The sequence below is a fragment of the Salipaludibacillus agaradhaerens genome (assembly GCF_002019735.1).
In the GTDB taxonomy this organism is placed as follows: domain Bacteria; phylum Bacillota; class Bacilli; order Bacillales; family Salisediminibacteriaceae; genus Salipaludibacillus; species Salipaludibacillus agaradhaerens.
This window is the reverse complement of the sequence record NZ_KV917378.1, coordinates 876,357-889,090: the sequence shown is the minus strand read 5'-3', so window position 1 is coordinate 889,090 and position 12,734 is coordinate 876,357. Positions and strand designations below refer to the sequence as shown.

General features: G+C 38.8%; 12 protein-coding genes and 1 tRNA gene. All 13 read left to right on the top strand.

All coding sequences use genetic code 11. The annotated features are described in order from the left end of the window. The first annotated feature begins 129 nt into the window (after positions 1–129). The 13 genes from BK581_RS04200 to BK581_RS04140 all read left to right on the top strand — a co-directional run bounded on the left by BK581_RS04200 (position 130) and on the right by BK581_RS04140 (position 12,700). Positions 130–1,041: a bifunctional enoyl-CoA hydratase/phosphate acetyltransferase gene (locus tag BK581_RS04200; protein WP_078576987.1), complete on the top strand. Its 912-nt coding sequence runs from the start codon at positions 130–132 to the stop codon at positions 1,039–1,041. 20 nt (positions 1,042–1,061) lie between these two features. After that, a complete protein-coding gene (bcd, locus tag BK581_RS04195) occupies positions 1,062–2,162 on the top strand; it encodes a branched-chain amino acid dehydrogenase (protein WP_078576986.1) in 1,101 nt (366 codons plus the stop codon). A 73-nt stretch (positions 2,163–2,235) separates the two neighbouring features. Next, positions 2,236–3,336, top strand: a complete 1,101-nt coding sequence (gene buk, locus BK581_RS04190) for a butyrate kinase (RefSeq protein WP_078576985.1) — start codon at positions 2,236–2,238, stop codon at positions 3,334–3,336. 23 nt (positions 3,337–3,359) lie between these two features. Then, on the top strand, positions 3,360–4,787 hold the full coding sequence (lpdA, locus tag BK581_RS04185) for a dihydrolipoyl dehydrogenase (protein ID WP_078576984.1): 1,428 nt from the start codon (positions 3,360–3,362) through the stop codon (positions 4,785–4,787). Between the two features lie 39 nt (positions 4,788–4,826). After that, the gene (locus tag BK581_RS04180; protein ID WP_078576983.1) at positions 4,827–5,822 is read left to right on the top strand and encodes a thiamine pyrophosphate-dependent dehydrogenase E1 component subunit alpha; all 996 of its coding nucleotides are present in this window, start codon (positions 4,827–4,829) and stop codon (positions 5,820–5,822) included. A 5-nt stretch (positions 5,823–5,827) separates the two neighbouring features. Beyond that, complete coding sequence (locus BK581_RS04175) at positions 5,828–6,811, top strand: alpha-ketoacid dehydrogenase subunit beta (protein WP_078576982.1); 984 nt, start codon at positions 5,828–5,830, stop codon at positions 6,809–6,811. Positions 6,812–6,857: 46 nt separating this feature from the next. Further along, complete coding sequence (locus BK581_RS04170; protein WP_078576981.1) at positions 6,858–8,153, top strand: dihydrolipoamide acetyltransferase family protein; 1,296 nt, start codon at positions 6,858–6,860, stop codon at positions 8,151–8,153. A gap of 191 nt (positions 8,154–8,344) precedes the next feature. Continuing rightward, positions 8,345–8,800, top strand: a complete 456-nt coding sequence (locus tag BK581_RS04165; protein WP_078576980.1) for a hypothetical protein — start codon at positions 8,345–8,347, stop codon at positions 8,798–8,800. Between the two features lie 98 nt (positions 8,801–8,898). Beyond that, positions 8,899–10,008, top strand: coding sequence for a metal ABC transporter solute-binding protein, Zn/Mn family (locus tag BK581_RS04160; RefSeq protein WP_245828879.1), 1,110 nt, complete (start codon positions 8,899–8,901; stop codon positions 10,006–10,008). Between the two features lie 168 nt (positions 10,009–10,176). Then, positions 10,177–10,590 (top strand): BrxA/BrxB family bacilliredoxin, encoded by a 414-nt coding sequence (locus BK581_RS04155; protein WP_257822863.1) that lies wholly within the window; start codon positions 10,177–10,179, stop codon positions 10,588–10,590. Positions 10,591–10,760: 170 nt separating this feature from the next. Then, positions 10,761–11,111, top strand: coding sequence for a hypothetical protein (locus BK581_RS04150; RefSeq protein ID WP_078576978.1), 351 nt, complete (start codon positions 10,761–10,763; stop codon positions 11,109–11,111). A gap of 77 nt (positions 11,112–11,188) precedes the next feature. After that, positions 11,189–11,263 (top strand) — tRNA-Arg (locus tag BK581_RS04145). A 468-nt stretch (positions 11,264–11,731) separates the two neighbouring features. After that, positions 11,732–12,700 carry an aromatic acid exporter family protein gene (locus BK581_RS04140; RefSeq protein ID WP_078576977.1) on the top strand — a complete coding sequence of 323 codons (969 nt, stop codon included), beginning with the start codon at positions 11,732–11,734 and terminating at the stop codon, positions 12,698–12,700. Positions 12,701–12,734: the final 34 nt, after the last annotated feature.

Genomic DNA, 12,734 nt, shown 5'->3' with positions numbered 1-12,734 from the left:
GGCAGATATGAGGATTTAACGTGTCATTAACACTATGTTTAACTTGGCATCGTTTTTGCAACATTCATGTCATAGTGAAGTAGTTAGATATAGCAGTTAGCAAGTAGGAGATTTGAAAGGTGGCACATCATGAATTTAGAAACATTATTGCAAAAAGTGAATAAGCAGCCAACAAAAACTGTTGCTGTGGCCCATGCAGTAGATCCCTCTGTTTTTTTTACAGCAGAAAGAGCAATTGAACAAAATATGGCATCATTTATTTTTACAGGCCCCCGGGAGGAGATGGAAAAAGCAGCGAGAAAGGCAGGATTCTCCTTTCGTAGTGATTCACGAGTTCAGTGGGTAAATACACTTGATGAAAAAAGTTCGGCTAATAAGGCGATTGAATTAATTAACGATAATCATGCTAGCGTTCTTATGAAAGGCATGCTACCAACATCGGTGTTACTGAAGGCTATTTTGAAAAAAGAAGGGGGCCTAAGGACGGGGAATATTCTCTCACATGTAGCAGGGTTTTCCCTTCCTCACCGTAATAAGTTATTATTTATTACAGACTCTGCTATGAATATATCACCTGATTTAGCAGATAAGACAGCTATTGTACAAAATGCGGTTACGGCTGTGAAGAGTATGGGCGTAAGTAACCCGAAAGTTGCGATACTAGCAGCGGTGGAAACAGTTAATACGAATATGCCTGCCACATTGGATGCGGCAGCGCTAGTGCAAATGTCTACAAGAGGCCAAATTAATGATTGCGTTATTGATGGCCCTCTTGGATTTGATAGTGCTGTGTCCTTGGAATCAGCTGAACAAAAAAATATTCAGTCATCTGTTGCAGGGAAGGCAGATATATTACTGGTGCCATCAATTGAGGCAGGAAATATATTATATAAATCTCTCACCTATTTTGGTGGTGCTACTGTAGGCGGCATATTAGTAGGTGCTAGAGTACCCGTCGTCGTATCATCACGGTCAGATTCTGTTGAGAGTAAGTTATTCTCGTTGGCAATGGCTATAAGTTCTAACATAGCAAAAAAATAAAATCATAGGGGGACTTATAAATGGAATTATTTAAATACATGGAGACGTATGATTATGAACAAACAGTGGTGTGTCAAGATAAGGAGTCAGGTTTAAAAGCGATTATTGCGATACATGACACTACTTTAGGTCCTGCATTAGGTGGAACACGTATGTGGACTTATCAATCAGAGGAAGAGGCATTTGAAGATGCATTAAGACTTGCTAAAGGTATGACATATAAAAATGCTGCTGCTGGTTTGAATCTTGGAGGTGGGAAAACCGTTATTATTGGTGACCCACGTAAAGATAAAAATGAAGCAATGTTTAGAGCCTTTGGTCGTTTCATTCAAGGCTTAAATGGCCGTTATATTACTGCTGAAGACGTGGGGACCACTGTGGAGGACATGGATCTTGTTTATTCGGAAACAGATTATGTGACAGGTATTTCCCCTGCATTTGGTTCATCAGGTAATCCATCCCCAGTGACTGCCTATGGCGTATATGTAGGTATGAAAGCTGCAGCTAAAGAAGCATTTGGGGACGACTCTCTTGAAGGTAAAACAATTGCGGTACAAGGAGTTGGTAATGTAGCTTTCAGTCTGTGCAAATATTTGCATGAAGAAGGTGCTCGTTTAATCGTAACTGATATTAATAAAGAAGCAGTTAAACGGGCAGTAGAAGCATTTGACGCCAAAGCAGTAGATATAAATGATATATATAGTGTTGCGTGTGATATTTATTCCCCGTGTGCGTTAGGTGCTACAATTAATGATGAGACAATTCCACAATTAAAAGCGAAAGTAATAGCAGGAGCTGCCAATAACCAGTTGAAAGAAACTTGCCATGGAGATATCATTCAAGAGAAGGGGATTGTCTACGCCCCTGATTATGTAATCAACTCTGGGGGCGTTATTAATGTTGCTGATGAGTTAGTCGGTTATAATCGTGAGCGAGCTATGAAAAAAGTTGAAACCATTTATGATAGCATTACAAAGATTTTTGAGATTGCGAAACGAGATGGTATTCCTTCCTATGAAGCAGCAAATCGAATGGCTGAAGAAAGAATTGAGACTATGAAAAAATCTCGTCGCCAATTTTTACAGAATGGTATGACAATATTAAGCCGTGGAAGAGGCTAACAGCTAATATCTCTTTTCAACGGGCTTACTCTTTACACATACTATTATTGACTAGAGGACAGGAGGGATAGACATGAGTCATAATGTTTATCGAATTTTAGCCATCAATCCCGGCTCCACATCAACTAAAATTGCGCTCTATGAAAACGAAAATGAATTATTTGTTGAAACATTGAGACACGACAAGACAACGTTGACTAGATTCCATTCTATAGGAGAGCAATATAAGTTTCGAAAAAATGTCATACTTGACCTTCTAAAGGACAACAACTATAAGTTGTCAGAGCTATCTGCTGTCGTTGGAAGGGGGGGATTGTTACGTCCAATTGAAGGGGGGACATATCGTGTAAATGACTTAATGCTTGCTGACTTAGAAGTGGGATACGCTGGTCAACATGCCTCTAATTTAGGTGGTATACTGGCATATGACATCGCCCATGAATTAAACCTACAAGCCTATATTGTCGACCCAGTAGTGGTAGATGAAATGACAAATATCGCTAGAATATCGGGCTTTGCTGACTTTGAAAGAAAAAGCATTTTTCATGCATTAAATCAAAAAGCAGTTGCACGAAAGGTGGCATCTGATCTCAATACATCGTATGATAAACTTAATGCGATCGTGGTACATATGGGTGGTGGTATTACAATCGGGGCCCACCAGCAGGGTCGTGTGATCGATGTAAATAATGGTCTACACGGTGAAGGGCCTTTTTCCCCTGAACGCGCTGGCACGGTACAAGCAGGGGATCTTGTAGAAATGTGTTTTTCTGGTAAATATAGCAAAGAAGAAGTGATGAAGAAGATTGTGGGTAACGGAGGCTTAGCTGGTCACCTAGGTACAACAGATGCTATTGAAGTGGAAAGGCGCATTTCAAATGGTGACAAAAAAGCAGCACTTATCTATGATGCCATGGCCTATCAAGTAGCAAAGGAAATTGGTAGTGCGGCTGTGGTTCTTTCTGGAAAGATCGATGTCATCATTTTAACTGGTGGTCTTGCTCATGCAAAAGAATTTGTCGAGAAAATCACCTCTCGTGTAAAATGGATAGCAAGGACTGTAACAGAACCAGGCGAGAACGAAATGAAAGCCCTATGTGAAGGGGCATTAAGAGTATTAAAAGGAGAAGAAACCGTCAAGGAATATGGTGTTGACACATCTGCTGACAACTAAATTTCGAGCAGGAGGGATTTTTTATGGCTAAAGAATATGATCTGGTCATATTAGGAGCTGGTACAGGTGGATACGTAGCAGCAATTAGAGCATCGCAACTTGGGATGACCGTCGCAGTCGTGGAAAAAGAAAAGCTTGGAGGGACGTGCTTACACAAAGGATGTATACCTAGTAAAGCCCTTTTAAGAAGTGCGGAAGTGTTTAAAACCGTTAAAGAAGCGGAAACATTTGGGGTCTCGTTAGATAATCCTGTTCTTGACTTTACCGCAGTACAAAAACGTAAATCAGCAATTGTTGATCAATTGTATAAGGGTGTGCAGCACTTAATGAAAAAAGGAAAAATAGATGTATATGAGGGATTCGGTAGAATTCTTGGCCCATCTATTTTTTCCCCTACTGCTGGAACAGTTTCAATTGAAAATAATGACGGCTCAGAAAATGAGATGCTAATTCCTAAGTATGTTTTAATTGCTACTGGAAGTAAGCCTAAGACATTACCAGGCGTGAAATTAGATGAAAAGAATATCCTTTCTTCGGAAGGAGCTTTACAATTAGAGTCGTTACCTGCATCTATAAGCATTATTGGTGGAGGTGTGATCGGCATCGAATGGGCCTCCATGCTAGTAGACTTTGGTGTGGAAGTAACGGTACTTGAATATGCTTCACGTATTTTACCGCTTGAAGATTTAGACGTTTCAAAAGAAATGCAGCGATCGTTAAAGAAAAAAGGTGTCAAAATTATAACCGATGCAAAAGTGCTTGCTGATCAATTAGACATAACAGAGGATGGTGTCAGTGTTGCTTACGAGCATAAAGGTAAAACAACACATGTGTCATCAGAGAAAACACTCATTTCTATAGGCAGAACGGCTAATGTGACAGATATTGGATTGGAAAATACAGATATACAGATTAAAAATGACGTCATTCATGTTAACGAGTATTATCAAACGAAGGAAGCTCATATTTACGCAATCGGGGATGTGATTGGTGGTCTACAGTTAGCACATGTCGCTTCACATGAAGGAATAGCGGCAGTGGAACATATGGCAGGAAAGGCATCTCATCCTGTGGAAGATTTGCATGTTCCGAAATGTATTTATTCCTCGCCAGAAGCAGCAAGTGTTGGCTTATCTGAACAGGCAGCCAAAGAGCAAGGGTATTCGGTTAAAATAGGTAAATTTTCGTTTAAAGCAATAGGTAAAGCACTTGTATACGGTGATACATCAGGATTTGTTAAATTTGTGTCAGATGCAGAGACAAATGATTTACTCGGTGTTCATATGATTGGACCGCATGTGACAGATATGATTTCAGAAGCGGCTCTTGCAAAAGTACTTGATGCGGCTGATTGGGAAGTGGCTAGCACCATTCACCCACATCCTAGCTTATCTGAAGCGATTGGGGAAGCAGCCCTAGCGGTTGATGGAAAAGAGATTCACGGTGGTTAAGTTGCTTTTATTATTACGCGATTTTGAGGAGGGAAAACGATGAGTGAGAAACGGCATCATAAATTAGGTATGACGGATAAAGATGTTCTACAAATGTATGAAACAATGCTTGCAGCAAGAATGATTGATGAAAGAATGTGGCTGTTAAACAGAGCAGGAAAAATCGCTTTTGTTATCTCTTGCCAAGGTCAGGAAGCTGCGCAAGTAGGTGCAGCAATGGCCCTAGATAATGAACAAGATTATGTATTACCTTACTATAGAGATATGGGCGTTGTCCTTCATTTCGGTATGAGTATTAAAGATTTAATGCTATCTGGATTTGCTAAGGAGGAGGACCCTAATTCGGGGGGGCGGCAAATGCCTGGCCATTTCGGTAAAAAGTCTACTCGTATTGTCACAGGCTCCTCTCCTGTGACAACCCAAGTCCCCCACGCAGTGGGATTTGGATTAGCAGCAAAAATGAAAAAGAAGGAATTCGTTGCTTTTACGACTTTTGGCGAAGGGTCATCTAACCAAGGGGACTTTCATGAAGGAATCAACTTTGCCAGCGTCCATGACCTTCCTGTTATTTTTATGTGTGAAAATAATAAATACGCTATTTCTGTCCCATTAGATAAGCAATTGAACATTGAAAGTGTGGCTGAGAGAGCAAAAGGATATGGTATTCACGGCGAATCAGTCGATGGTAATGATCCGTTAGCTGTATATGAAGCTGTAATGAATGCAAGAAAGCGTGCAGTAGCTGGAGAAGGACCTTCTCTTATTGAAACAGTATCTTATCGCCTAACGCCTCATTCAAGCGATGATGATGACAGTACATATCGTGCAAAAGAGGAGGTTGAAGAAGCGAAGAAAATAGATCCCGTTCATACCTTCTGTCAGTATTTAAAAGATGCTCATGTTCTAACTGAGGAAAAGGACGAGGAAATACGAGCAAAACTTCGTAGAGAAATTGATGAAGCAACCGATTATGCAGAAAACGCATCATATCCTAATGTAGAGACATTAATGGATTATGTTTATGGAGAGGAGTGAGCAGGATGCCTGTTATATCTTATATTGAGTCAATAACGAAAGCATTAAAAGAAGAGATGGCTCGAGATGAAAATGTATTCATCCTTGGTGAAGATGTAGGTAAACGAGGAGGCGTTTTCAGGGCTACTGATGGATTATATACTGAATTTGGTGAAGAAAGAGTGATCGATACTCCTCTTGCTGAATCAGCGATCGCAGGGGTTGGAATTGGTGCTGCCATGTATGGCATGAGACCGGTAGCGGAAATGCAGTTCGCGGATTTTATCATGCCTGCCTTCAATCAAATTGTTTCTGAAGCAGCCAAAATACGTTACCGATCAAATAATGATTGGATATGTCCTGTTACGATCAGGGCCCCTTATGGCGGTGGTGTTCATGGTGCACTTTATCATTCACAATCGGTAGAAGCGATGTTTGCTAACACACCAGGCTTAAAAATCGTGATGCCGTCTACGCCATACGATGTTAAAGGCCTATTAAAAGCTGCCATTCGTTCAGATGATCCTGTGTTATTTTTTGAACATAAACGAGCTTATCGCTTAATAAAGGGTGAAGTTCCTGATGAAGACTACACACTACCTATAGGGAAAGCTGATGTGAAGCGAGAAGGCGAAGACATTACTGTCATTACTTACGGTCTATGCGTGCATTTTGCATTACAAGCAGCTGAAGCTCTAGAGAAAGACGGATATTCTGCTCATATCCTAGATTTACGTACAGTGTATCCCCTCGACAAGCAAGCAATTATTGAAGCGGCTCAAAAAACTGGTAAAGTGCTCTTAGTGACTGAAGCTAATAAAGAAGGAAGTATTATGAGTGAAGTAGCAGCAGTGATTGCTGAGCATTGTTTATTTGATTTAGACGCGCCCGTTCAGCGACTGGCTGGGCCTGATGTGCCTGCCATGCCTTATGCACCACCGCTAGAAAAACAGTTTATGGTTACCCCTGATAAAGTGGAAAAAGCGATGCGAGAGTTAGCGGAATTTTAATAATAGACAATTGAAATGTCTAAAGATTTGAAGGAGGTCCTGTGTTATGGCAACTGAAATAACGATGCCTCAATTAGGCGAAAGTGTCACTGAAGGCACGATTACTAAATGGCTTGTTAATCCTGGCGATTATGTTAATAAATACGATCCCATTGCAGAAGTGATGACAGATAAAGTAAACGCAGAAGTGCCATCTTCTTTTGCTGGAACTATCTTAGAATTAATTGCTGAGGAAGATCAAACAGTAGCTGTAGGTGAGGTTATATGCACTTTGGAGGCCGAAAATAATAAGGTGTCATTAAATAGTAAAGATTCCTCTTCCTCTAAAGAAACAGTAAAAGAAGTGGCTGAAGAACCCTCATCATCAGAAAAATCAATGAAAAAAAGGTACTCTCCAGCTGTGCTAAAGTTGGCACAAGAACATGACATTGACTTAGAGCGAGTGAATGGATCAGGACGCGGGGGACGTATCACTAGAAAGGACCTTTTAGCGCTTGTGGAAAATGGGGAGACCTCTTCCAAAGAAGAAGCGCCACAAGCCATGGCATCGCATGCTAGAGAAGCACGAGCAGACCAAATGTCCATAGCTTCATCATCTAAAGGTACCTCAAAGGAACCAATGGAAAATTCAGAGTTCGACCGATTTGAACGTATACCAGTAAGTGGTGTTCGTAAGGCGATTGCTCAGAATATGGTAAAATCAAAACATGAAGCGCCACATGCGTGGATGATGATTGAAGTTGATGTAACGGAGCTTGTTAAATACCGTGAAAAAATAAAAAATGAGTTTCAGAACAGAGAAGGCTTTAAATTAACCTTTTTACCTTTCTTTATGAAAGCTGTTATCGATGCATTAAAAGCCTTTCCACAGGTGAATGCAAAGTGGGATGGCGATAACATCATTCGATATAAAGATGTGCACCTATCAATGGCAGTTGCGACTGAAAACGAACTATTTGTCCCTGTCATTAAGCATGCCGATGAGAAAAACGTAAAAGGACTTGCAAAAGCTTTGAATGACTTATCAAGAAAAGTTCGGTCCTCTTCATTAACGCAAGCAGACATGCAAGGGGGAACTTTCACGCTTAATAATACGGGTTCCTTTGGCTCAATTCAGTCCCAACCTATTATAAATACACCTCAGGCAGCTATATTGTCAGTAGAATCAATTGTTAAACGTCCTGTGGTATTAGAGAATGATGCTATTGCAGTGAGAAACATGGTTAATTTATGTTTGTCCTTAGATCACCGTGTGCTGGATGGACTCATCTGCGGCAAGTTTATGGCTCATATTAAACAATCTCTTGAACAAATGAACGAAAATACACTATCCATTTATTAAGTAAGAATGATTTTGAATATGTGGAACGATAGCTCTCAACATCGGCGGTAGACGCATATTGCGTTACCCCTTTTATTGAGGGCTTTTTAGTTATTAATATAATGAAGAGCACTTCTTCATAAATCATGCGAAACAGGACATAATAACCACAAACTAACTGTAAGAGTTTATAAATTAAGGAGTGACGTGGTGTGTCTATATGGTGTGCGCTATTATTAACTGTGAATATTCTAACACCTGAGGTGAATGCATACTCAGAAAATACGGCTTTGTATTTATTTGCAGAACAGGATGAAGAATCTGTTGAAGATTTGTTACAGCAAGAAAGCATGAAACCGCACATAGATTATTATTTTGAACTACTTATCTCGAAACATCGACCAGACTTGTTAGAAGAGTGGTTAGAAGTAGAACGAGATCGTGAAGCTATTTATAAAAAAATTAAAGCTTATTCAAACGATGAATATGAGAAAATTCTCAAAAGTATAAGCAATGAGTGGTATGAAAATCACGCAAAAATGCATGAACGGTTATTAGCGGCAGTTAAAGAGAGAAACAATGAAAAAATAAAATTAAGTCTAGGTCATCTCTGTTCATTAAAGAAAACATGGAATGAAGAAGTTAAAACGATTATAAAAGAATTGTAGTCGTAATCGTAACGGTTATGGTTTACAAAAGAACGTATTTACGATATAATCCCTGTTGTGATCTTAATAAAACGTAATGATTACGAAAGGGGTAAAGGATGGGTATGCAAAAAGGACGATACTTAAAAGCGATAGCATTAGGCGCCTTTTCATTTGTATTAGCTGCTTGTGGGAATAATAGCGATAACACCTCAACAGGAAATGTAGAAACAGGGGATAATGAGATAGAAACGATTCATGTTAAAACAACGCTCTATCCACTTGAAGACTTTGCTAACCGAATTGGCGGAGAATTTGTAGAGGTTGATAACATTGTTCCGATTGGAGCAGATGCTCATACATTTGAACCAACAGCTAATCAAATGATTGAAGTGGCAGAAGCGGATTTATTTATTTATAACGGTGCTGATTTTGAAGGGTTTGCTGATAGTATAAAAGATACGGTGGCGTCTCATGACGTAACTGTTGTGACAGCGTCAGAAGGCATTGATCTTATTAGTTATGATCATACTCACGATCACGCTCACGACCATGAAGAGGATCATGACCACAATAATGACCATGATCACGACCATGAAGAGGATCATGATCATAATAATGACCACGCTCACGACCATGAAGAGGATCATGCCCATAACGATGAGGAGGGTAATCATTCTGAAGATGCCCATGACCACACACACGGTGATCAGGATCCACACGTTTGGTTAGATCCTATCCGTTCCATTCAGTTAGCGGAGAATATCAAAGAGGCACTCATCGACATTAATCCGGAAGCGCAAGAGACTTTTGAAGCTAATTTTGAAGCTCTTAAAGAAGAACTTGAAGAATTAGATGAAGAGCTTCAATCTATGGCCGACAATGCTGAACGTGGCACGATTGTCGTTTCCCATGCAGGTTACGGTTATTGGGAGGATCGCTACGGCATTGAACAAATCGCAATTGCTGGATTATCACCATCAAATGAACCCTCAATACAACAGATTCAAAACACGATTACTTTAATGGAAGATAACGATATAAATTACGTGATGTTTGAGCAAAATATCCCGACTAACATTGCAGAAACAGTTAAAGTTGAAGTTGGTGCTGAAGATGTATGGCTTCACAACTTAGAAGTATTAACCGAAGAAGACATTGAGAATAACGAAGATTATTTTAGTTTAATGCGACGCAACATCGAAGCATTGGAAACTGGTCTAAATTAATTCTGTGAAGACTCGGATAAGATTATTCGAGTCTTTTTCGTGATATAAATAATTTTATGAGTACTATCTTGAGGTCTGACTGTCTTAATCATTGGTAAACAGAAACGTTACGTTGTAAAATAGGGATATAGTCCAAAATAAGAAAGGATGTTTTTTGTGGAATTTCAAATGTTTATGAACGATGTCGTTCAGGCAGCGCGTAATGATATGGTAGAAGCAGGTTACGATCAATTGACGACCCCTGAAGAAGTGGAGGCAGCTTTTAGCAAGGAAGGGAGTACACTTGTCCTTGTTAATTCAGTATGTGGCTGTGCTGGTGGTATTGCCCGTCCTTCTGCAGCTTATATGAAAAATTATGATGTTAAGGCAGATCAATATGTGACAGTATTTGCAGGACAAGATAAGGAGGCTACTGAAAAAGCGCGATCTTTCTTTACGGGATATCCACCGTCCTCACCTTCTTTTGCCCTTCTGAAAGACGGAGAAATTAAAATGATGCTTGAACGTCATCAAATTGAAGGTCATGAACCAATTGAAGTTGTTAAAGAACTAGAAAAAGGGTTCGACACACATTTTAAATAAAGAATTATTTGTGAGGAGGCGCTGGAAGCCTCCTCATCTTTATGTTATAATGCTCTTTGTCTTGATTTTTAGCTTTCTATGATATTGTTTTACAGAGAGCTTCTTAATTTAAAAATATAAGGCTTATTCTAAATACATATAACAACCAATTAAAGAAGGAGTGTTGAACGGTGCAAGAGCTCTATAAAGAAATTCATGAATACTTAAATATGGAAGAAGAAATTCCTTTTAATGATTTTGAAAAGTACTATAAAAAAGTTATTGCTTATTTTAATGATAAGGCAGATCAATTTAACGAAGAAGATGTGTGGAAAGCACTCTTTATTTCTGAGAACGTGATGTCAAATGCTGAAGGGCGTGCTAAAGAAGTTAAAGGGACAAAAGCAAAAAAATACACTAAAATGTCTCAAAGGTTGACACTTTGGGCCCAAAATTTTGCTGCTCGTCTTGCTGAGCTTGGTTACAATAAAGACCAAATGAATGAGCGTTTTGAAAAAATGTTTGAAGATAATGTTGAGTAATTTTAAATAAACTATTGCATTTCTATCTAGAGATTGTTATACTCCTATAGTGCGGATGACGATGTTCCGCATTGTTTGCGCCTGTGGTGAAATGGATATCATACGAGATTTCGGCTCTCGCGTTCCGGGTTCGAATCCTGGCAGGCGCGCCACATATTATACATATAAACCTTCAGCCGTGGCTGAAGGTTTTTTTAATTAAACTTATAATGACTTATTTATTGTATAAGAGAATGGCACAAAACTTAAAAGACAAACAACCAAATTTTATAATATGAAAGAGAAAAAGTATGTGGTGCAGGCCCCACAAGAAAACGTTTTTGCTTTTTGAAGGCTGATTCCCATGGACTAGTAAGGCACACGGTATGGCCTTGCCGACAGTGTATGTATGCTTTATATGAAAGAAACTTATTCTAACGAAATGCTATATAAAATACGTTTAATACAAATTATACAAAAATCTCGAACTAATTCAGGGAATCGTTCGGATTTTCGGAAAAGTATATTATTTTTGTATCACCTATGATGTCAGTGAATAAGCTTAACAGCATTGATAACGGTGAAACAAAATATGTTACGATGATAGATGTAAAAAAACTGACTTAAACAGGTGGCATGACATGTTTAAAATTGGATATAGAACATTAAAAACAGCTTTAGGGACTGCAGGAGCAGTGGCTATTGCTCAATGGCTTGACCTTGACTTTTTTGCTTCTGCTGGGATAATAACCATCCTATGTGTGCAAAAAACAAAACGAAAATCTGTGAAAGACTCATGGGCACGATTTTTAGCTTGTCTTATTGGAATGATCTTCGCTGTCCTTGTTTTTGAAATACTTGGTTATCACCCATTATCAATTGTTGTACTGCTTATTTTATTTATCCCTACAACACTCATACTTAAAGTACAGGGTGGGATTGTAACGAGTTCAGTTATTAACTTTCATATTTATACTGTAAGTGACCTGAGCGTTAACTTAATAGTAAATGAACTGGCTCTAATAGTTATCGGAATTGGTTTTGCCTTATTAGTAAATATGTATATGCCTAGTAAACAAAATCAATTAGAGGAGATGCAAGCTAAGCTTGAAAAGTATTTTTCAAAAATATTGAATGAATTCGCAAAATATATACGCGACGGGGACAGTGATTGGAATGGCCAAGAAATTACTGAAGCTGTGTCCTTGCTGGAAAAATCTAAAAATCAGGCAATCCTAAACTTGGAGAACCACATTTTTAGGTATGAGGATGTTTACTATCATTACTTTAAAATGAGAGAGAAGCAATTAGATATCTTTGAACGAATGATGCCACTTCTCACTTCGATTGAGCATCATGTAGAACAAGCAGACATGCTTGCTGATTATATGGAAGAGTTAGCAGAAGGTATTCATCCAGAAAATACAGCTCACATTTATATTACAAAATTAGAAGAATTAAAAATTTCCTTTAAACAAATGCCACTTCCTACTACGAGAAATGAATTTGAAGCGAGATCCGCTTTAGCTCATCTCGTCTATGAATTGGATCAATATTTAATTATTAAACAGCAATTTAAACCAGTAAAAGAATATCGGGTATTTCGTTGAATAAATAACAGCTAGTTATGCAAACTGAGAAGAA